The sequence below is a fragment of the Microcystis sp. LE19-10.1B genome (genome assembly GCF_027530565.1).
GTDB classification, from domain to species: domain Bacteria; phylum Cyanobacteriota; class Cyanobacteriia; order Cyanobacteriales; family Microcystaceae; genus Microcystis; species Microcystis aeruginosa.
The window spans coordinates 1-20,344 of record NZ_JAPZQM010000621.1 but is presented as its reverse complement, the minus strand read 5'-3'; the positions used below and the strand labels follow the sequence as shown (position 1 = coordinate 20,344).

Annotated in this window: 22 protein-coding genes; 11 read left to right on the top strand and 11 right to left on the bottom strand. The window is 43.0% G+C overall.

Features of this window, described 5'->3' with window-relative positions; translation table 11 throughout:
- The first annotated feature begins 235 nt into the window (after positions 1 to 235).
- Positions 236 to 1,222, top strand: coding sequence for a c-type cytochrome biogenesis protein CcsB (gene ccsB / locus O9332_RS22425; RefSeq protein WP_288027496.1), 987 nt, complete (start codon positions 236 to 238; stop codon positions 1,220 to 1,222).
- A 5-nt stretch (positions 1,223 to 1,227) separates the two neighbouring features.
- On the opposite strand, the gene O9332_RS22420 is transcribed toward ccsB, so the two are convergent.
- Complete coding sequence (locus O9332_RS22420) at positions 1,228 to 1,365, bottom strand: hypothetical protein (RefSeq protein ID WP_196219844.1); 138 nt, start codon at positions 1,363 to 1,365, stop codon at positions 1,228 to 1,230.
- A gap of 126 nt (positions 1,366 to 1,491) precedes the next feature.
- On the opposite strand from O9332_RS22420, the gene O9332_RS22415 reads away from it, so the two are divergent.
- Together O9332_RS22415 and O9332_RS22410 are read left to right on the top strand one after the other, a co-directional pair.
- On the top strand, positions 1,492 to 2,385 hold the full coding sequence (locus O9332_RS22415; RefSeq protein ID WP_288027495.1) for an aspartoacylase: 894 nt from the start codon (positions 1,492 to 1,494) through the stop codon (positions 2,383 to 2,385).
- Between the two features lie 206 nt (positions 2,386 to 2,591).
- A complete protein-coding gene (locus O9332_RS22410) occupies positions 2,592 to 3,914 on the top strand; it encodes a serine/threonine protein kinase (RefSeq protein ID WP_052278585.1) in 1,323 nt (440 codons plus the stop codon).
- On the opposite strand, the gene O9332_RS22405 is transcribed toward O9332_RS22410, so the two are convergent.
- The gene (locus tag O9332_RS22405; RefSeq protein WP_288027494.1) at positions 3,870 to 4,001 is read right to left on the bottom strand and encodes a hypothetical protein; all 132 of its coding nucleotides are present in this window, start codon (positions 3,999 to 4,001) and stop codon (positions 3,870 to 3,872) included. The two genes, O9332_RS22410 and O9332_RS22405, sit on opposite strands and share 45 nt — an antisense overlap.
- Before the next feature lie 296 nt (positions 4,002 to 4,297).
- On the opposite strand from O9332_RS22405, the gene O9332_RS22400 reads away from it, so the two are divergent.
- The 3 genes from O9332_RS22400 to O9332_RS22390 all read left to right on the top strand — a co-directional run bounded on the left by O9332_RS22400 (position 4,298) and on the right by O9332_RS22390 (position 6,829).
- Positions 4,298 to 5,542 carry an ATP-binding protein gene (locus O9332_RS22400; RefSeq protein WP_288027492.1) on the top strand — a complete coding sequence of 415 codons (1,245 nt, stop codon included), beginning with the start codon at positions 4,298 to 4,300 and terminating at the stop codon, positions 5,540 to 5,542.
- 46 nt (positions 5,543 to 5,588) lie between these two features.
- Complete coding sequence (locus O9332_RS22395; RefSeq protein WP_288027490.1) at positions 5,589 to 6,164, top strand: Uma2 family endonuclease; 576 nt, start codon at positions 5,589 to 5,591, stop codon at positions 6,162 to 6,164.
- Positions 6,165 to 6,244: 80 nt separating this feature from the next.
- Positions 6,245 to 6,829: a Uma2 family endonuclease gene (locus O9332_RS22390; protein ID WP_288027488.1), complete on the top strand. Its 585-nt coding sequence runs from the start codon at positions 6,245 to 6,247 to the stop codon at positions 6,827 to 6,829.
- A 13-nt stretch (positions 6,830 to 6,842) separates the two neighbouring features.
- Here O9332_RS22390 and O9332_RS22385 read toward each other — a convergent pair whose 3' ends face one another.
- Both O9332_RS22385 and ntcA read right to left on the bottom strand, forming a co-directional pair.
- Positions 6,843 to 8,330, bottom strand: coding sequence for a DUF3084 domain-containing protein (locus tag O9332_RS22385; RefSeq protein ID WP_002760338.1), 1,488 nt, complete (start codon positions 8,328 to 8,330; stop codon positions 6,843 to 6,845).
- Between the two features lie 7 nt (positions 8,331 to 8,337).
- Positions 8,338 to 9,015, bottom strand: a complete 678-nt coding sequence (gene ntcA / locus O9332_RS22380; RefSeq protein WP_002793163.1) for a global nitrogen regulator NtcA — start codon at positions 9,013 to 9,015, stop codon at positions 8,338 to 8,340.
- Between the two features lie 214 nt (positions 9,016 to 9,229).
- Between ntcA and fabI the strand changes: the two genes are divergently transcribed.
- Positions 9,230 to 10,006, top strand: coding sequence for an enoyl-ACP reductase FabI (gene fabI, locus O9332_RS22375; protein ID WP_002797558.1), 777 nt, complete (start codon positions 9,230 to 9,232; stop codon positions 10,004 to 10,006).
- Between the two features lie 211 nt (positions 10,007 to 10,217).
- Here fabI and O9332_RS22370 read toward each other — a convergent pair whose 3' ends face one another.
- The 4 genes from O9332_RS22370 to O9332_RS22355 form a co-directional block, all read right to left on the bottom strand.
- The gene (locus O9332_RS22370; protein WP_288027486.1) at positions 10,218 to 10,496 is read right to left on the bottom strand and encodes a UPF0175 family protein; all 279 of its coding nucleotides are present in this window, start codon (positions 10,494 to 10,496) and stop codon (positions 10,218 to 10,220) included.
- Between the two features lie 70 nt (positions 10,497 to 10,566).
- Entirely contained in the window at positions 10,567 to 10,692 is a 126-nt protein-coding gene (locus O9332_RS22365) for a hypothetical protein (RefSeq protein WP_002780589.1), read from the bottom strand.
- A gap of 114 nt (positions 10,693 to 10,806) precedes the next feature.
- Positions 10,807 to 12,081, bottom strand: a complete 1,275-nt coding sequence (locus O9332_RS22360) for a tetratricopeptide repeat protein (RefSeq protein WP_288027484.1) — start codon at positions 12,079 to 12,081, stop codon at positions 10,807 to 10,809.
- A 127-nt stretch (positions 12,082 to 12,208) separates the two neighbouring features.
- A complete protein-coding gene (locus tag O9332_RS22355; protein ID WP_288027482.1) occupies positions 12,209 to 13,024 on the bottom strand; it encodes an Rpn family recombination-promoting nuclease/putative transposase in 816 nt (271 codons plus the stop codon).
- Here O9332_RS22355 and O9332_RS22350 point away from each other — a divergent pair.
- Complete coding sequence (locus tag O9332_RS22350; RefSeq protein WP_288027480.1) at positions 13,023 to 13,184, top strand: hypothetical protein; 162 nt, start codon at positions 13,023 to 13,025, stop codon at positions 13,182 to 13,184. The genes O9332_RS22355 and O9332_RS22350 overlap by 2 nt on opposite strands.
- A 5-nt stretch (positions 13,185 to 13,189) precedes the next feature.
- Here the strand turns inward: O9332_RS22350 and O9332_RS28510 are convergent, their stop codons facing one another.
- Positions 13,190 to 13,315 (bottom strand): hypothetical protein, encoded by a 126-nt coding sequence (locus O9332_RS28510; RefSeq protein ID WP_002760323.1) that lies wholly within the window; start codon positions 13,313 to 13,315, stop codon positions 13,190 to 13,192.
- A gap of 187 nt (positions 13,316 to 13,502) precedes the next feature.
- On the opposite strand from O9332_RS28510, the gene O9332_RS22340 reads away from it, so the two are divergent.
- The 3 genes from O9332_RS22340 to O9332_RS22330 are packed head-to-tail and all read left to right on the top strand — an operon-like array spanning position 13,503 to position 17,406.
- The gene (locus O9332_RS22340) at positions 13,503 to 15,413 is read left to right on the top strand and encodes a heavy metal translocating P-type ATPase (RefSeq protein ID WP_002760321.1); all 1,911 of its coding nucleotides are present in this window, start codon (positions 13,503 to 13,505) and stop codon (positions 15,411 to 15,413) included.
- 20 nt (positions 15,414 to 15,433) lie between these two features.
- Positions 15,434 to 16,714 carry a histidine--tRNA ligase gene (gene hisS, locus O9332_RS22335; protein WP_002760319.1) on the top strand — a complete coding sequence of 427 codons (1,281 nt, stop codon included), beginning with the start codon at positions 15,434 to 15,436 and terminating at the stop codon, positions 16,712 to 16,714.
- Positions 16,715 to 16,755: 41 nt separating this feature from the next.
- Entirely contained in the window at positions 16,756 to 17,406 is a 651-nt protein-coding gene (locus O9332_RS22330) for a hypothetical protein (RefSeq protein ID WP_002760318.1), read from the top strand.
- A gap of 245 nt (positions 17,407 to 17,651) precedes the next feature.
- Here O9332_RS22330 and murJ read toward each other — a convergent pair whose 3' ends face one another.
- Together murJ and O9332_RS22320 are read right to left on the bottom strand one after the other, a co-directional pair.
- Positions 17,652 to 19,379, bottom strand: coding sequence for a murein biosynthesis integral membrane protein MurJ (gene murJ, locus O9332_RS22325; protein WP_002760316.1), 1,728 nt, complete (start codon positions 19,377 to 19,379; stop codon positions 17,652 to 17,654).
- Positions 19,324 to 19,860 carry a hypothetical protein gene (locus O9332_RS22320; RefSeq protein ID WP_002760314.1) on the bottom strand — a complete coding sequence of 179 codons (537 nt, stop codon included), beginning with the start codon at positions 19,858 to 19,860 and terminating at the stop codon, positions 19,324 to 19,326. Before O9332_RS22320 ends, murJ begins: the two co-directional genes overlap by 56 nt.
- Positions 19,861 to 20,344: the final 484 nt, after the last annotated feature.

The window sequence follows — 20,344 nt, the reverse complement described above, 5'->3', positions numbered from 1 at the left end:
GCACCACCTTTTAGACTTTATGCTCGATGAGGCCATCCCTGTTACTCGCGTTAATTCTTCTTGATTTTGGATGGGGAGCTACAGGGCAAAAGCGTTTTGTATTCTGTATTCCTTGCTACATTCTGAATTTGGAATTGCTGATACTAACAATTCCCTGTCTCGATCGCCTTACCGATGGGATAGGATAGAGGATGGAATACTTGGTAGCGAGCGAGCGACAAACGAGAGAAATCCCATGAATTTAGTTAGCTTAGAGAACTTTCTCGATAACACTTCTTTTTTAGTCCTGTTTTTAACCATGCTGGTTTATTGGGCCGGGGCAGCCTTTCCTAGCATACCTTTGTTGCCGGGCCTGGGCAGCACGGGAGTGGCCATCGCTAACCTCTGTATCGCCGCTTTATTGGGGGCGCGCTGGTTAGAAGCGGGTTATTTCCCCATCAGCAATCTTTACGAATCTTTATTCTTTCTCGCTTGGGGTGTAACTGCGGTTCATTTAATTGCTGAGTACAATAGCCGCAGTCGCCTGGTGGGGGTGGTGACGACTCCTGTAGCCATGGGGATTACTGCTTTTGCCACTTTGTCCTTACCCGGGGAAATGCAAACTTCGGCGCCCTTGGTTCCAGCTTTAAAATCGAATTGGCTGATGATGCACGTTAGCGTCATGATGTTAAGTTATGCTGCTTTGATGGTGGGTTCCCTGATGGCGATCGCTTTTCTGATCGTCACTAGAGGTCAAAATATCGAGTTAAAAGGCAGTTCCGTGGGTACGGGAGCCTATCGTCTGCAAAATAAGTTATCTACCACTCTTTCCGCCCCAATTTTCCTGGAAACGGCTAACAGTGGCACAACCGCCCTTTTAACTCCCACCTTAACAGCGATGGCGACCCTTTCGCCCCAACGTCTTAGCTTGGCGGAAACCCTCGATAATATCAGTTATCGGGTCATCGGTCTCGGTTTTCCCCTTCTCACTATCGGTATCATCGCCGGGGCAGTTTGGGCGAATGAAGCTTGGGGTTCCTATTGGAGTTGGGATCCGAAAGAAACTTGGGCGCTAATCACTTGGTTAGTGTTTGCCGCTTATCTCCATGCCCGCATTACCCGGGGATGGCAGGGAAGAAAACCAGCTATTCTAGCGGCCAGTGGTTTTGTTGTGGTTTGGGTATGTTATTTAGGGGTGAATCTTTTAGGTAAAGGTCTTCATTCCTACGGCTGGTTTTTCTAAATCAGTTATAGGGGTGGGGTGTGGGGTGTGGGGTGTGGGAAGAATAAATAAAAATAATCTTCTGACGACCGACGACCGACTCCTAACCCCACCAACAAACTTTTTGCCGCAAACCATAAATAATTATAAGTAGGGAGGCACAATTATTTGTAGGATGGGTTAGCGGTAGCGTAACATAATCGGGCGTTGGGTTTCATGCTTCAACCCAACCTACGTTCATCTTATATTTAATTCCACCCACCCACTTAACTTCTCAAAAATTATAAAAAATGATCGAGCAGAAAACTACTATTAAAAATCTGGCTTTAATTGCCGGTGTGCATGGCAATGAACTAACTCCCGCTTATTTGGTTAAATACCTGCAAAAGTCACCTAATCTTATTGCTCGCAGCAGTTTTCAATCCCACAGTCTCATCGCTAATCCCTTAGCCCTAAAGCAACGGTTTAGATATATCGATACGGATTTAAATCGTTGTTTTAACCAGAAAGATTTAGTTAATCCCGATGGTCAGCAATACGAACAAAAACGAGCCAAAAAAATAGTCAAAGAAATCCGAGAAAAATCCATTGATTTATTAATCGATATTCACAGCACCACATCTAACATGATGCTGGCAATTATTTATTCTAATCCCCATCCTTGGCTATTAAAACTCTTTACCTATCTGACTAAAATTAATCCTGAGGTGCGCTTAATTTATCATCCCGTCAGCGAGGAAGAAAATCATTTTCTGAAAGGAATTTGTCCCCTAGCTTTTACCCTCGAAATCGGTCCGGTTAACCATGGTGTCATCTGTCCCTATCTTTTTCGTCAAACCGAAACACTCATCTATCAAATCCTAGACTATATCGAACAGGAAAATTATCTGGCTGCCCATCTCGATACTTTCAGCGAATCCCTCACAGTTTACCAACGTTTAGGCTCGATCGATTATCCTAGGGATGAACAGGGTGAAATTAAAGCCATGTTACATCCTCAGATTCTCCAACGAGATTATCAGGCAATTCAACCCAATCAACCGATTTTTCTAGGGTTTGATGGTCAGGAAATTATCTATCGTGGGGAATCTGAATTATATCCTATCTTTGTCGGAGAATCTTCCTATAAAGAAAAAGGAATCGCCCTTTGTTGGACAGCCAAAAAACAAATTGATATTAATTAGGGTTTGCGGCAAAAAGTTTGTTGGTGGGGTTAGGAGTCAGTAGCCGGTCGTCAGTAGCCGGTCGTCAGGAGATAGGAGATAGGAGATAGGAGATAGGAGATTATTTTTATTTATTCTTCCCACTTCCCACACCCCACACCCCACACCCCACACCCTGTCCCCAGGAAAAACTTTTTCAGCAGACCCTAAATAAGGGAAAAGCCACTATGACCTTTACTTCTGATTCTCTTTTAGCTGAACGTTACCAACTACAACAACGCCTAGGCAATACCGCTATCGGTCGTCAAACTTGGTTAGCTACCGATGTATTATCCCAGGAATCGGTAATTATTAAACTCCTCGCTTTTAGTCCCCAGATGGAATGGGAAGAATTAAAATTATTTGAACGAGAGGCCGCCGTTTTAGCTTCTCTCTATCATCCCCGTATTCCCCGCTATCGCGATTATTTTTCCCTCGATAAAAATCAAGGTGACGGGATTCCTTGGTTTGTGCTTGTACAAGATTATATACCCGGAGAATCCTTAAGCGATCACTTAGAAAGGGGGCAACGTTTCCCCCCTACGGTAATTCGGAATATTGCCCAAGAAGTTCTCGAAATTCTCATTTATTTGCATGAATTATCGCCCCCAGTATTACATCGAGATATTAAACCTAGTAATTTAATTATTAACTCAGAAAATAACGTTTATTTAGTAGATTTTGGCGCAGTCCAGTCCAGGGGTGCAGCAACAGGAGTTACTTTTACCGTGGTGGGAACGAGTGGTTATGCACCCCTAGAACAATTTTGGGGCCGGGCAGTTCCGGGTTCTGATTTATATGCCTTGGGCATGACTTTAATTCATTTATTGACGGGAATTGTGCCGATAGAACTGCCCCACCGCGACTCTAAAATTCAATTTCGCCAACTGGTGACAATCGATGATGATTTAATCGATTGGTTAGAAACTATGACCGATATGGCGGTAGAAAAGCGGTTTAAAAGTGCCAGAGAAGCCCTGAAATTTCTCCAACATCCCTCCTATCGCCAAGCCTCAAGTTTAATCGATCCTAAGAAATTACCAAAACCTCCCCACAGTTCCATCCGTATCGCTAAACGCCGGGATAATTTAGAGATTAATTTACCCCCAAAAATTAAGCTACTTTCCGATGCTCCTACCCTCTGGTCTTTGGCGATTGTCCTTACTGTCACTGTCTTTATCTCCCCGATTCTTACCTTTATTATAGCTCTAATTGGTTTTATTTGTTTGCGGGAGATGCAATTAATTCTTACACCTCAAGAAGTTTTAATTAAATATAAAGTCTTCAATTTTATCTACAAAAAATTTGCTTTTAAAACTCAAGATTTATGGGGTATTTTTCTCCATAGCAATGGCACAGAAGGTAACTATCAGATTCGTCTGCGGACGGCTAAAAATTATTATCTTATCGGCCAGAATCTCCGCGAGGATGAATGTCTCTGGTTAGGACAGGAAATCCAAGATTGGTTAAATTTTATCAAATATAGCGTTTCTCCTCAAGATGATGTGTAACCTGACAGGGTATCTTCTCCTGACTTGAAAGAGGGTGTAGGGTGTAGGGTGTGGGGTGTGGGGTGTAGGGAAGGAAACCTCTTTCATCTATGGGGGTGAAAATTTTTTCATCGGGACCGTCTCCCCAAAACGAAAACTTTGCACCTCACCATGAAGATAACTGCTATAAGTTATCAATTTTATCGAGAATCAATTCAAGAAATCCTAAGAATTAGTCGGTAGGCATTTCTCCCTTTTTAACCTTAATGTTGCAGATATCGCCCTATCTTGGTAGTATAATAACTGATTGGCATTCCCTCGGCTACAAGGCGGCAATTATTAAATCGGATTAGGAATTGCCAAAAGGCGGCCATGAAATGTTAGTTATTAGTGGAGAATTAAAAATGAACTCTGAAATTTACAAAAAAGTCAGCTTGTTAGTTTTGTATCAAGGGGTTTTTGATAATGCTATTGGTCAGGCATTTATTACCCTATTATCTACGGATAATGTTGCCGATTTTCTCAAAGCTTATGGTAAATTGTTTCAAGCTTTAGCATCCAGAAATATCAGTTGGAATGATTTTCTAATCGAACAAATTTTATTAGATGATAATCCCTTTAGTCAACAGGTACAGAAAAAAAGTGTTTCGGAGTTACCCGAATCTTTAATTGATGGCGTTAAACAGGATTTATCTATCCTCCAATCTCTTTATAACTCTAGCATTTATAGCTTAAGTAATTCGACAGTTTTTGAACAAATTAAATTTCTAATTTTCCCCGCTTGGGAAGTGGACAATAAATTAGAAAGTTTCCTACATTCTAGTTTAGATTGGACGGAATTAGTCGAAGATCTAGCCGATTATTATCGTGAGTGTGGTACAGGAATTTTTGCCCGTTATCAAGCTTTAAGGTGGCAAGAAGGCAGATTACAAGGAATTACTCATCCCGATCCCGTGCAGATTCAAGACATAGTCGGTTATGAAATGGCTAAGAAAACCTTGATTAAAAACACTGAGTTTTTATTAGCAGGTTATCCCGCTTTAAATGTCTTACTCTATGGTTGCCGTGGTTCAGGAAAATCCTCTCTGGTTAAGGGATTATTGCAAAAATATCATAGTCAGGGATTGCGCTTAATTGAAGTGGCAAAATCGCAGTTAAAAGACCTACCATTAATTATTGAAATCTTGCGAGATTTGCCCCAAAAATTTATTATCTTTGTCGATGATTTATCCTTTGAAGAAGACGATGAAGCTTTTAAAGCTTTAAAAGTTGTTTTAGAGGGAAGCGTCACCGCTAGACCGAAAAATGTCGTAGTTTATGCCACTTCTAATCGCCGACATTTAGTCAGAGAATTTTTTGCGGATCGACCACAACCAAAAGATAGTGATGAAGTGCATAATTGGGACACAGTACAAGAAAAATTATCCTTTAGTGATCGCTTTGGTTTAACCCTCACTTTTGAACCTGCTAATCAAGAAAAATATTTGGAAATAGTGCGTCATTTAGCCAGTTTAGCTAAATTAAAAATTAGCTTAGAAGAATTAGAATTTCGTGCCAAACAATGGGCAACCCAACATAATGGGCGATCGGGAAGAACTGCTAGACAATTTATTGATTTTCTCCAAGGGGAATTAGAATTAAATGGGTAGCATTAATTGTGTTATGATTAAATAAAAGAAGCTCTAATCTAGAAAAATGTTGACTCAATCTCCTCCCAAAACCCGCAGCTTAGAAGAATATCGTAATTTAGAAACCATTGCCGAGGTTAAACACGAATATCACGACGGGGAAATTATCGAGATGACAGGGGGAAGCATCAATCATAATAGTATTCTCATTAATCTTATTGTCCTGCTAAAATTAGCTTTAAGAGGAACTAATTATCGTCTTCAATCTAGCGATCTACGTCTATGGATACCCCAATATAATCGCGGTTTATACCCAGATTTAATGCTCATTGCCGGGGAACCATTATTGAGTGATAATCGCAACGATGAAATTTTAAATCCCTGCCTAATTATCGAAGTTTTATCTCCTTCCACCTCCGGTTATGATCGGGGTGATAAATTTCGTTATTATCGTTCTATACCCCAATTAAACCAATATCTTCTCGTCAGTCAAGGGGAGATACTAATAGAATCCTATAGCAAAACCTCAGAGAATAATTGGTTACTGCAAGAATACACCCCAGCCAGGGGAATTATATCCCTAGATTCTTTAGGAATTAGCTTAAATCTTGCCGATATTTACGAAGGAATTGATTTTAATTGAGGAATAATTTATGAATGATAACCTTTTTTTCTGTGATCTAGGTTATAATCAGGAGGATTAAAAATTCTGTGACAGAGAAAATGCTAACTCGATCTCCTACCAAAACCCGCAGCTTAGAAGAATATCGTAATTTAGAAACCATAGCCGAGGTTAAACACGAATATCACGACGGAGAAATTATCGAGATGACAGGGGGAAGCATCAATCATAATCGACTGGTACGCAATTTAATTCGCTTGTTAGACAATGCTTTAAGGAAAACTATTTATGAAGTCTTTCCCAGTGATTTGCGACTATGGATACCCCAATATAATCGCGGTTTATACCCAGATTTAATGATTATTGCCGGGGAACCATTATTTAGTGATAATCGCAACGATGAAATTTTAAATCCCTGCCTAATTATCGAAGTTTTATCTCCTTCTACCTCTGGTTATGATCGGGGTGATAAATTTCGTTATTATCGTTCTATACCCCAATTAAACCAATATCTTCTCGTCAGTCAAGGGGAGATACTAATAGAATCCTATAGCAAAACATCAGACAATAATTGGTTACTGCAAGAATACACCCCAGCAAGGGGAATTATATCCCTAGATTCTTTAGGAATTAGCTTAAGTCTTGCCGATATTTACGAAGTAATTGATTTTAATCTCAACTCCTAACTTTAGCTATCTTTTAAGAGGACGTACTAAAAACAATTTTACCATCTTTTACCGCTACCAAACGCAAAGTTAAAGGTCCAGATGTATTAGTTTTACTAGCGGCAATTGCCTCAAGTGTCTCGATAGAATTACCCGACTTTTTCACTTGACCAATAAAGTTAACTACCGTAGTTAATAAACCATCTTCCACCTGAATTGACCCTAAAACTCCCGCACTTCTAGCGCGAAATTGAGCCGAAGCTAAGAGTAAATCTAACCGCTTTTGTAGGTCTTCTTCTGTCATATTTTGGGGATCAATGGAAACGGCAGCGATCACCTGTTTCTCCTCAAAAACTCTTTGATTGGGAACCACATCAGCAAAGACACGAATCTCGCTTTCTCCTAAGACATAATTACCTGCGGAAAGGATTCTCACCACATATTCTTTACCGTCCTGTAATTGTTGACTTAACTGTTCTACCTGTGCTTTTGTGATCTTAACTAAACGCTGGTCAAAATTAGGCTGATTCGGTTGGGTGGCACGGATAGCATTCATATTCGCTTCTCGCAATAATTTATCGATAACGGTGACAATAGCTTGAGTATCAACAATACGAAAAGCTCCAAAAGATAACACCTGTCCCCGGAAAATAGCGATTTGTTTTTCTCGCAATTCTTGATAGGTTTGATAGTATTGTTCTAAAACTTCCACTTCCCGCTTAAGAAAAGCCATTTGGGTTTCTAAATCTTTTAATTTTCCCTCGCGCTGTTCCAAAGCCAAATTTTTATCCACAATCGAGCGATCGAGTTCTCCAATGCGTTGATCCCGGCGATCAATTTCTAGCTGTAGGGTTTTTTGTTGAGTTTCCAACTGTTGAAGTCGCGCTTGTCTGATTGTTAATAACTTTTGTTGATTAGCCAACTCTTTATCTCTAACTTGAACGGTGGTTTGTAGTTGATTTATCTGACTAGAAAGAATTGATTTTTGTTGGGACAATTGATCCCGTTGACTGATTAACTGTGCCTTTTGATTAGTTAAAATGACTCGTTCATTGTTTAAATTAGCCACTTCCTTACGAAACTTTTCCAACTGTCCCGAAACTAATCGCAAACGTTGACGAGAAGCTTGATAATTTTTGTTAAGAACCTCTAGACGTTTCTGCACAGCTATCTGTTCACTTTTAGCCGTTTTTAAAGCCTTTTCCACCTGATTTTTTTGCTCGGTGGTTTTTCTCACCTGTCTTTCCAAATCCTTAATAGCGGCACGACGTTCATTTAAAAGACGATCCAGTTCAAAAACCCCTTGACGCAGGGATTTACTAGAAGCAAACAAGACAATTAAAGTCGAACCGGCGATCAAAATTCCCGTTACAATCGTCATCAAAGTCGCGGTTTGTTTCGGACGCAGATTAAATAAACGCATCCTTTTCTTACCGATACGGCTCCCTATGCGATCGCCAACCGCCGCTATCAGACCACCTAAAACCACGATGGCCAAAACCAAAATATAAGCGCTAGTCATCCAGAATTTAAGTAAATTGTTGACTGAGAGCGACGGGATTATGGACGGTAATTTTCTTCTTGTAAATTGAGACCATTTCTTGATCCCGCAGCTCTCCCAATAAACGGGTGACAGTGACGCGGGTAGAACCGATCGCTTCTGCGATCGCTTGGTGAGACAATTTTAGATCCACCCGGATGCCATCGGTGGTGGGAACCCCAAAATCACGACAGAGAATTAATAAAAAACTGACCAAACGTGAACCCATATCCCGGTGAGCCAAGGTTTCGATCATCATTTCCGTTTGCAGAATGCGCGAGGACAACCCCTGCAACATCAACATTGATAAATCGGGATTATTGCGGAGGGATCTTTCTACCTGATCGATTGGGGCCGAGAGTAATTCTACCGGAGTAAAAGCCACGGCATGATAAAAACGATCCGATCGCTGGCCGGTCAGTAAGGATAGCACACCAAAGACGCTATTTTCCCGCAGTAGAGCCACGGTAATTTCTTCTCCCGCTTCATAGACTCGCGACAACTTAACGGCTCCTTTCAGCAAAAAATAGACTCTTTCGGCGGGATCTCCAGGGAAAAAGATCGTTTTGCCACGCTCGAACAATTCCACCACCGGGGGGAAATTGCCGCTGCCGATTCGACGGAACACATCTGCTAGGGGTTTATCTTGTATTAGGGATAAGTCCATCTCACATCCAAAAAAGGGGAAAATTGTTTTTATTATGCAACGAGTGTCACCTCTATTAAACACAACCGCTGCCTAAACTGGGAAAAGTTTTGGGCGCTTTTTGCCAGACAATGGGGGAGGGGTGATCATTGCTGCCCCTTTATCTGTATCCCTATTATACCGAATCTCGCTGGGGTCGGCTATTGGGGAGATTTTTGTAAGAGAAACGAGAACTATGTTAGATTTAACGGGAAAAAACGCCCTAGTGACGGGGATTGCCAATAATCGCTCGATCGCTTGGGGAATTGCCCAACAACTCCATCAAGCTGGTGCAAATATCGGTGTCACCTATCTCCCCGACGAAAAGGGCCGTTTTGAGAAAAAAGTGCGAGAATTGGCCGATGAACTTAATCCCGCTTTTTATGTCCCCTGCGATGTCCAAAATGACCAACAGGTAGAAGATACTTTCGCTACAGTGGCGGAAAAATGGGGCAAACTGGATATTTTGATTCACTGTCTCGCTTTTGCCGATAAAGAGGGTTTAACGGGCGATTTTACCGCCATCCCTCGGGAAGCTTTCACTAAATCCCTAGATATTAGCACTTTTTCCCTAACCCGTCTAGCTCGATCGGCTAAACCTTTGATGACGGCAGGGGGAAGTATTATTACTCTTACCTATCTCGGCGGTGTCAAGGTAATTCCTAACTATAATTTAATGGGGGTGGCAAAAGCCGGTTTAGAAATGAGTGTTCGCTATTTAGCCGCCGAATTAGGGGGCCAAAAGATCCGAGTTAATGGTATTTCTGCCGGTCCAATTCGCACCTTGGCATCTTCGGCCGTGGGGGGAATTCTTGATATGATCCATCATGTGGAAGAAATCGCTCCTTTACATCGCACCGTGACACAAATTGAGGTGGGAAATACGGCCGCTTTTTTAGCCAGTGATCTTGCTAGTGGTATTACCGGTCAGATTATTTATGTAGATTCCGGTTACGAAATTATGGGAATGTAGTTTTAAGTAGGTAGGTGTTAAAAACCATCAGCGCCCCCCTTATTAAGGGTAGTAGGGTTGATTCATGAATCAACCCTACTATGAATCAACCCTAGGATCAAGGAGGGATCAGCGCCCCCCTTATTAAGGGGGGATCAAGGGGGGATCAGCGCCCCCCTTATTAAGGGGATATCAAAGGCGAAATCTATCTTCAATTTAATTGAAACGACGATCAAAAAAGACTATGATCGTGTTTGTTGCGAAGTTGCTGAAGAGTCTTGCGATCGCTCTCTAGATCGACTTCATTGTAATGTAAATCGGCATCATGGTTTTTCAAAAAAGCATCCAGCACCCAACGAGAAGATAGACCTAAAATACTTCCGACCTCGGCACTGGTGATTTTTTCCGCTCGGTAGGCCCGCACCACCAAAGCCTCTAAAATTTCACGGGTAAGATTATTGTAGTTGTAATGTTGAAGCAATTCATCGGGAATATCGATAGTAATTTTCATGATTTAGCTTCCTTTTTTTTGGGTTTACCGATAATTTTTATAGAACTTAGGTTGAGTTGAAGCATGAAACCTAACACCTTAGTAATCGTCCAATTTCTTTGAGCGATCGCTGTAGATATTCTGGCAAGGGTTCAGTCTGCTGTGCGAGGGCAATTAGCAGCGCTTCAAGATCGATAATTGTTTTGGGAATTTCCATAAGTTAGTCCTGTCCAGTCAGGGTATAGGCTGCCCAATGGTAAGGATCGCTGTATTCTGTTAGTTGATCTAGCCCTATTTTACCCAGAGAACAAATCGCCCACCCTCGGTCAGACTAAGCTTGATGGTCATCGGATTTAATGGCTACCGCTTGGTAGTAAGAGGCGATCGCTTCTGCCCATCTGCCTAAATTCCTTAACGCATTCCCTCGGTTAGTCCAAGCTTGATGGTCATCGGGTTTAATTTCTAAAGCTCGATCGTAGGATGCGATCGCTTCTTCTAATCTGCCTAAATTCTTTAACGCATTCCCTCGGTTGTACCAAGCTTGATGGAAATCGGGTTTAACTTCTAAAGCTTTGTCGTAAGAGGCGATCACTTCTGCCCATCTGCCTAAATTACCTAACGCAAACCCTCGGCCGGACAAAGCTTGATGGAAATCGGGTTTAATTTCTAAAGCTTTGTCGTAAGAGGCGATCGCTTCTGCAAATCTGCCTAAATCATCTAACGCAACCCCTCGGCCGTACCAAGCTTGATGGTAATCGGGTTTAATTTCTAAAGCTTGATCGTAAGAGGCGATCGCTTCTTCTAATCTGCCTAAATTACCTAACGCAACCCCTCGGCCGTACCAAGCTTGATGGCAATCGGGTTTAATTTCTAAAGCTTTGTCGTAAGAGGCGATCGCTTCTGCCCATCTGCCTAAATTACCTAACGCAATCCCTCGGTTAGTCCAAGCTTGATGGTCATCGGGTTTAATTTCTAAAGCTTTGTCGTAAGATGCGATCGCTTCCTCAAATCTGCCTAAACTATATAACGCAATCCCTCGGTTGTACCAAGCTTCATGCTTATCGGGTTTAATTTCTAAAGCTTTGTCGTAGGATGCGATCGCGCCGATAAAATCCCCATTCGTGTATTTCTGGTATCCTTGCTCAAACCAGAATGCGGCATCCTGAACCACTTCCGTTAAATCCGTCTCCTTTGAGTCTAGATTTTCCTCCTCCACACCGGAAACATCCCTCACCGCGTCGCGTAACTGGAGGCTAATCCGTTGGGATACTTCCCCCAGATTTCCCGTCATCACCTTGCCTAAAGCCGCCAGATCCTGCCCTAAAGTTTGATAATCTTCTGGATACCGTAGCCATTCCTCGCTTTTGACCTCTAACCACCGCGCCAGCTTTTTATCGTCACAATGGCGACTGTATAGCCATTCCCGTAACCCGTCGGTAGTGGTTCCCGCTGCCACCTGCTCGAATAACCCCATCAATATCCCTTCATATTCTCCATCGCTGGGTTCTGGAGGAGTATTTTTGACTTCTTTGGGGTTAATTGCCTTTGGACTGGCAATAAAGAGCGATTTTAGCCAATTCCAGAGCTTTTTTAGTAAGGATAGCATCGGAGAAAGGGGGAAAGGAAGATAAGGAAATTATATCTCTACTGCCGAAAGTCGTCCCTTTCGGGGTTCATACTCGTCCTAAAAGGGGAAATCAGCAATCGAACTTCTGAAAATACCCTAGCGATCGCTATCTTCCAGCGAACGCTTCGCGTGACCGAGCCAATTCTAAGACCTGTTCGAGAGATAATCCCAGAGAAGCGGCGATTTCTTGGGGATTAACCCCCGCTCGCAATAATAAGGGAACAGAAGCTAATTTTCCGATGATTTCCCCTTCTTGGCGACCTTCTTGGCGACCTTCCTCTAGGGCCTCCTGAAACACACGCGTCTGTCTTAACTCGCTTAAACTAAACATAGCTTCTATCTCCTTTCGATTAATCCGCGGCAACTTGTAAATCAAAATCGTCTCTATCAATTCTAAAAGTTCCTGTTGGCGATTTTCTACCCCCGTTTCCCTCACTCGCGCGATTAACTCCCTTCCTTGGTTGATCACTTGCGCTTCGGGTAAGCTTACTAACTCTAGCGTCGCTAATCCGAGCGAATCTGGTGGACTCTCGGCTAATTCCTCGAGATAAATCCTTTGTACTCTTGTTTCTTGTAATAGCTCTCTATATCGCTCTATATTCTCCTTTTCCACCCTTCGATTCGGATAGATCACCACCCCGCGCCAATTGTTTTTTAACTGCGTCTGTTTGAGATAGAGAAAAATTTCGGCGAAAAAACGCGCATAAAACTCCGGATCATTCTGAAACTGAACTTCGGTAAAATAAATTGGTAAATCTTGCCGTTCTGGTAGAAAGACTCCATCGATGCGAAAAGATAGTTGTTTCACCTCTACGGAGGAAAATCGATAGAAATTGGCTAATTCCCTGGGAAAGTCGATTAACTCAAACAGAAGATCGGGAAAGGTTTGAAAAAGTCGGTAGAAAATCGTGTCGGTTTTCATGAGTTCAATCTATTCCGCTGGTGCGTCACGGGGTTCTGGAGGAGTATTTTTGACTTCTTTGGGGTTAATTGCCTTCGGACTGCCAATAAAGAGCGATTTTAGCCAATTCCATCGCTTTTTTAGTAAGGATAGCATCGAAGAAAAGCGGAAAGGAAGATAAGGAAATTATATCTCTACTGGCGAAAGTCGTCCCTCTACCGGTTCAAATTCGTCCTCTAATAGCCAATTTTCCGTTTCCTCGTAACTCGCACCGGTAAATACCACCTGATAACCCTCAGAGGGAGCGTACACGCGATAGTTTCCTGAAGATTAAGCCAGTAAAAGCAAGATATAGGGAGGAGAGCATCGGATCGATCCAAACCTCGGCAAAATTCCAATTATTATCAGCTAAGTTGGCTGCAGGGGATAACGTCCTAGGGGTTTTCTGCATCGATCTAATTTTTTCTAGAATGGGGAGAAAAGTAATTGCCATCGCTCCATGATTCAGAGTATCTCGTCCTCTTGGTTGTCTGAGTATTCCTCGGCAGTTGCCGCAGGAATTTGCGCTATTTTAGTCTTTTTTGGTTGGTTATGCCTACACTTTAATCTGATCGGCCCGGCTTTTATCCTACTAGCGATCGCATATCTGGTGGGAGGATACGAGAGTACCCAAGCAGGATTGACGACTTTATGGGAGGAAAAAGAACTAGATGTGGACCTCTTAATGATTGTAGCGGCCTTGGGGGCGGCGATTTTGGGACTCTGGGACAGTAATTACTATCTCATCATCGATGGAGCCGTTTTAATCCTGATTTTCGCTATTAGTGGTGCATTAGAACAGATTGCCATGGCGAAAACCGATCGCAATATTCGTTCTCTCATGGCCATGACCCCCGATACTGCTAGATTAATCACGGGAGACAGGGAAAAAAAGGTTCCTATCAAGCAATTACGGATCGGTGACACAGTTTTGGTCAAACCGGGTGAATTAATCCCCATTGACGGCATTATTATGGAGGGAAACAGTCCCATTAATCAAGCGCCAATTACCGGAGAATCGCTTCCCGTGGATAAAACCATCGGGGAAGAAGTCTTTGCGGGAACTCTCAACGGTGCAGGAGTGCTACGTTTAAAGGTGGAAACTCCCCCCGAAAGTCGCTTAATTGAGAGGGTGATTCGTTTGGTAGAAAAAGCGCAAAATGAATCCCCTCCCTCCCAACAGTTTATCGAAGGTTTCGAGCGGGGTTATGCGAAAATTATCGTGATTTTGGGCTTAATTTTCGGGATTTTACCGCCTTTTTTCTGGGGTTGGACCTGGGAAACCACTATCTATCGGGCCTTAATTTTTCTCGTGGTGGCTTCTCCCTGTGCTTTAATGGCCTCAATTATGCCAGCTTTGTTATCGGGTATCGCTAACGGGGCAAAACAGGGGATTTTATTCAAAAATGGCGCAAGATTGGAGATGATCGGCCGCATACGAGCGATCGCTTTTGATAAAACCGGCACTCTCACCCTTGGTAAGTTGCAAGTGGTGGAAATTATCCCTATCCATGCAGTCAGCGAAAATGAGGTGTTAGCGGTGGCTGCATCCCTAGAATCCTGTTCCGAACATCCCATCGGATCCGCTATTACCGCCACAGCCAGGGAACGTGGTATAAATTTCTTCAGTGCTAATCAGGTGCAAGCGGTATCGGGACGGGGTATCACGGGAAAAATTGCCGATAAGTCGGTATCTGTGGGCAATTTTGCCTATATTCGTGACCATATTTCCGATCTTGACCAGAATATCCTAGCTATGCGCGAACGTTTACAAAAAGAAGGCAGAACCCTAGTTTGGGTAGTACAAGAGAATCAGATAATCGGGGCGATCGCTGTGTCCGATACCCTGCGGGAATCGGCAGTTAATCTGGTGAAGCAGCTAAAAAAGATCGGTATCGAACATATCGTTTTAATTACGGGTGATAATCAACAAAGTGCCGATAAAGTTGCTGAAAAACTCGGCATTGAGGAGGTTTACGCTGATTTACTCCCCGAAGATAAGTTAACCGTTATCCAAAATCTGCAAGAAAAATATCACACTGTCGCTATGGTGGGGGATGGCATTAATGACGCGCCCGCTTTAGCTATGGCTAATGTGGGGATTGCCATGGGAAAAGCGGGTAGTGATGTCGCTTTGGAAACGGCCGATATTATCCTTATGTCCGATAATTTAGCCAAAATTCCCAGCGCGATTAACCTCGGTCGTCGTGCCAATCGCATCGTTAAACAGAATATCACTTTCGCCCTCGCGTTTATCGGCATATTGCTAATAGCCAATTTTGCCGGTGATATAACTTTACCTCTTGGTGTCATCGGTCATGAAGGATCGACGGTATTAGTGACTCTAAGCGGTTTAAGATTGTTCAAATAGGGATAAAAATACAGAGAACTATGGGCGAAATCCAGGCAATCCGAGGCACAAAAGATATTTTACCGGCGGAGGTCGGTTACTGGCAGTGGTTAGAGGAAACTGCCAGCAGAATTTTAGGGACTGCGCTGTATCAAGAGATACGAACTCCCATTTTTGAACAGACGCAACTTTTTGAACGGGGTATCGGGGAAGCGACGGACGTGGTAGGTAAAGAAATGTACACTTTCCTCGATCGCGGTCAACGTTCCCTGACTTTGCGACCGGAGGGAACGGCTGGGGTCGTTCGCGCCTATATTGAACACAAATTACAGGCCGCCGGAGGAGTACAAAGACTCTGGTATAAGGGGCCGATGTTTCGTTATGAACGTCCGCAAGCGGGTAGGCAGCGACAGTTTCATCAAATCGGGGTCGAATTGTTGGGAAGTGATGACCCTAGGGCGGATGTGGAAGTAATTACCCTTGCCAGCGAGATATTAAAAGCTGTGGGGCTAGAAAACCTAAAATTAGACCTTAATTCCCTGGGAAATGCCCAAGATAGGCAAAATTATCGTCAGGCTTTGCTAGATTATTTGACTCCCTACAAAGCTGATTTAGACGCGGATTCTCAACAGAGATTAGAAAAAAATCCCCTGCGAATTTTGGATAGTAAGGACGAGAAAACCAAGATTATCTGTAAGAATGCCCCCAGTATTCTTGAACATCTCGGCAGTGATTCTCAAAAGCATTTTGAACGGGTGCAATCTTTACTAACTGATTTGGGAGTTATCTATAATCTTAATCCCTGTTTAGTGCGAGGATTGGACTATTACACCCATACGGCCTTTGAAATTCAGTCCGATGATTTAGGCGCTCAAGCCACGGTTTGCGGTGGTGGTCGTTATGATGGTTTAATAGCTCAATTAGTCGGTCCAGACACACCAGCAGTGGGTTGGGCGATCGGTTTAGAACGTCTGATTATATTATTACAACAAAAGCAATCTTTATCTTTTTTGGTTCCCGATTTTTATCTCGTCTCCAAAGGAGAAAAAGCTGAGGCCCGCAGTGTGGTGTTAGCGCAACAATTACGCGGATTGGGGTTTAGCGTTGAGTTAGACTTAAGCGGCAGCGCTTTCGGAAAACAATTTAAACGGGCCGATCGAGCTAAGGCGGTGGGCTGTATAATTTTGGGGGATGCTGAGGCTGAAAATGGCACGGTACAACTGAAATGGATGGCCACCCAAGAACAAATTAGTCTAACCCAAGCGGATTTATTGACACAAGCAAGGGAATTAAAAGCGCAAATCTCTCGGCACAAATCCTAAGTTTTAGCGTCATGGCCAAACATTAGGCCTAGGCTAGGATTATGGAATTTATACTGCAAAAACAAGGGGAGAATCACGGACACACAATTTCTAATAATTCTCTAGAAATTGTCTCGGGAAACTATCGTCTCTTGGCCCGTCTGGATTCTCCTTTTGCTCATATTGAAGTGCGTATCGATTACGAATCTCCCGAAAGTAGTGAAAGATATACTCATTATTATCGATCGGATGCCGGGGGTTGGCTGGAAATTTTTTCCTATCGAGATTTGGGAATAGGTAGCTGGAAAATTCGCTGTTATGGGGATATTCTGGCAGAATTGGGGGGGCAAGGTTGGCAAGAAATGTTAACTTTAATTGTTACTCCTGTTAAGATCAATTATCTGGCTCAATTAGAACAGTTGATTAAAACCGAAATTGAACCTTTATTAGCACGAGAATCCTCTCCAGAGATGGTAAAATTAGAACTGGCCGATTTAACCAATAATTCTGCCTTTGTTTTTGATTTATGCCTACCGGGGCAAACAATGACCGCTAGGGAAGGGGTAACTCTAGAACTGCCGGAACCTGCTAATATGAAAAAGAGCCTTCAAAGTTTATCTAATCGCAATTCTGCACCCCTACCCCCGAAAATATCCGGTTCTAATTCTCGCCGAAAATCACCGCAACTGCCCCCAATTCCTAAAAATAAATAGGGTTTGCTGAATAAATGTGAAAACCTTGTTGGGTAAAACTTTTAGACCTTTTGCCCATCAAAAAGTGCCGACCCTTGGAGTGATTGGGGGGAAAATTCAGGTACTTTTTCCCTGAAAATTAGATAATTGACCAGATGAAAATCGGTAAAACCCTACACCCTACACCCTACACCCTACACCCTGCCCCCAGAAAAAACTTTTTCAGCAAACCCTATGTAATGATGAGGTGAGGCAGCAACTTAAACCTAAGATTTTTTCAAGAACTTCTGACGAACTCGCGAGATTAATAGGTCTAATTCAGGTAACTTCAATAACATCGCACCGAGGAGGAATAAACCCACCGCTACGGTTGAAGCAAAACCTAACTGTAATAATTGTAAGAAAATATTACCAGCACCGAAAACCTTTTCCCATCCCCAACTAGCTCCCCAACTAGCAACACCAGAAAGCATTGTAATTACCGTTAATCCCAATAAGGATAAACCCCATTCTCCTAGAGGTAAACCCCCTAAACGACGATTTAAAATTACCGTAAAAATGCCCATAGAAAGGATATTAACCCCCACGGTTGCTAAAACAATCCCCGGAGTACCAAAAGGTCTATACAAGAGGAAATCCAGCACACCATTGAGAAAAATATTCACCATACTCACCTTAAAGGGAGTGTCACCATCACCCAAAGCATAGAACACTCGTACTAAAACATCGCGGCCGAGATAGAAAAACATCCCGAAACCGTAGGCCATTAATACGGGAACCACCTGTTCCGAGGCAGCCAGATTAAAGGCACCCCGTTGATAGATAACTCGCACTACCGGGAAAGCGAGGGCGATAAAGATAGCGGTGAAGGGTAACATGGTTAAAGCCGTCAATAATAAACCCTGACGGATTTTTCGCTTCAATTCTCCCCAATTTTCTGGTTCCGTCAGTCGAGAAAATATCGGCATAAACGGCACGAGAATCATGTTAGACATGATGCCCAAGGGCGTGAGAACGATAAAACTGGCGTAACGCATGGAAGCGGCGGCATTTTCGATAAAAGAAGCGAAAAAGAGGTCAGTATAAACGTTAATATGCAACATTCCCGAAGATAAGGTCGCCGGAATCATCACCCGCAACACCTCCGACACCCCCGGAATCCGCCAATCCCAACGAAATGTTAATTTTCCTAAACCTGCCTTGACTTGTGCGCCTACTTGTGCCAACCATTGCCAAAGCGCCCCAACGAGAGTACCGCCGGCGAGGACAAAACCCCCCAGTTGCACATATTGCGGCTCATCAATGCGATCGCCAAGTGACCAGGCCAGCAAACCCACCCCGATAATCACCGCCACACTGGAAAAAAGCGGACTGAGACTCGGTAGCCAGTATTGGTCCGCCGCGTTGAGAGTACCGAAACCGATGCCGATTAAACCAGCTAAAACCGCCATGGGGGCCATAATTTGCAGTTGTTGAATGGCCATGCTGCGGGTGGCGGCATCTAAACCGGGAGCGAGAACATCGATAAAAATATTGGCAAAAACGATTAAAAAGACGGTGACAGTTAATAAAATCGCACTGACTAGGGTGGTGACAGTCTCGACAATCGGCGCGGACTCGGATTTATCTCTTTTGGCCAAAACACTGACCAAAGCACTGTGAAAGGGGCCGTTAATGCCACCGAGGAGAATTAACAGAAAACCGGGGATAACGTAGGCAAAAGCGTAGGCGTTCACCACCGGCCCGACACCGTAGGCAGCGGCGATTACCTGTTCGCGGACTAAACCAAAAACCTTACTGATTAAGGTGGCAACGGCGACAATTCCGGCAATACCGGCTAAGGAACGGGTAGCTTTCTTATTAATGACGACACCTCGAAAGAAAACAACTGCATTGATCGATTTTACCCGTTTCTGTGTTCCCGTAGAAAAGCGATCTCTAGTTGTCAAATTTAATTTGACTGGAATGTATAACACCCATTTCCCCACAGACATTCGTATAATACCAAGAGCCAACTGAACCATAAATATTGATGGTTCTACGTTCTCTGACTGAACAGATGATATTGCCATTGGGGGATGTTCTCACATTTGATGGTGGAGAAAACACTATTGCTGTAGCGATTCTTGATGTGGATTGAGAACTATTAAATCTGTAACTACACACCACCTCTAGCATTGTTTGAGTCGCCTGAGAGCGGGGACGATGAATTTGTCTTTCGGGAAAAGTCGTCCAAGTTCCGTTATCACAATTAGCTTGGCTAACCAGTCGTTGATTTCCTAAATAATAAACAAAGTCAACACTACGGGAACTAGCCAGAACAATCGAACATAAATCGATGTTAACGCTTTTTCCCGTCACAGCAGTTCCGGCAAAGTAATTACAAGTTTCAGCCAAAACTATATTCGGTTTTGCCCAGGAAGCACCGATTACCATTGTCAAAGATAGACTAGAAATCAAAATAATTTTTTTCATGGTTGATTTGACATTTTCTGGAGGCTTTTTCTGAGATCATTTTATACTCAATTGAATTGCGGCTAGAACCTGATGGCGACAAAATATTAGTATTTTTTATCTAATTCTCTGTTCCCGTAGAAAAGCGATCGCTAGTTGTCAAATTTAATTTGACTGGAATGTATAACACCCATTTCTCCATAGACATTCGTATCATACCAAGAGCCAACCGAACCATAAATATTGATGGTTCTACTCTTGATTACAAAAATCGCCCGTTCAAGAAAACTTAACAATGCCACCAGCGATCGCAGTTTTAAAGTTTAATTAACAAGAAGATAGTGATCGCACTGGATGAAAGTATTTCTGGCTCTTCGTTACTTGTTATGGTTCGATAGGGGGGCATAAATCGACTAAATCCTTATCTGGCAAGAGACTTAATTGATTAGTTCGCTCTAGATAAAAAACAATTGACAAAAATCGCTAAATGCCTTTCTCTATAAGG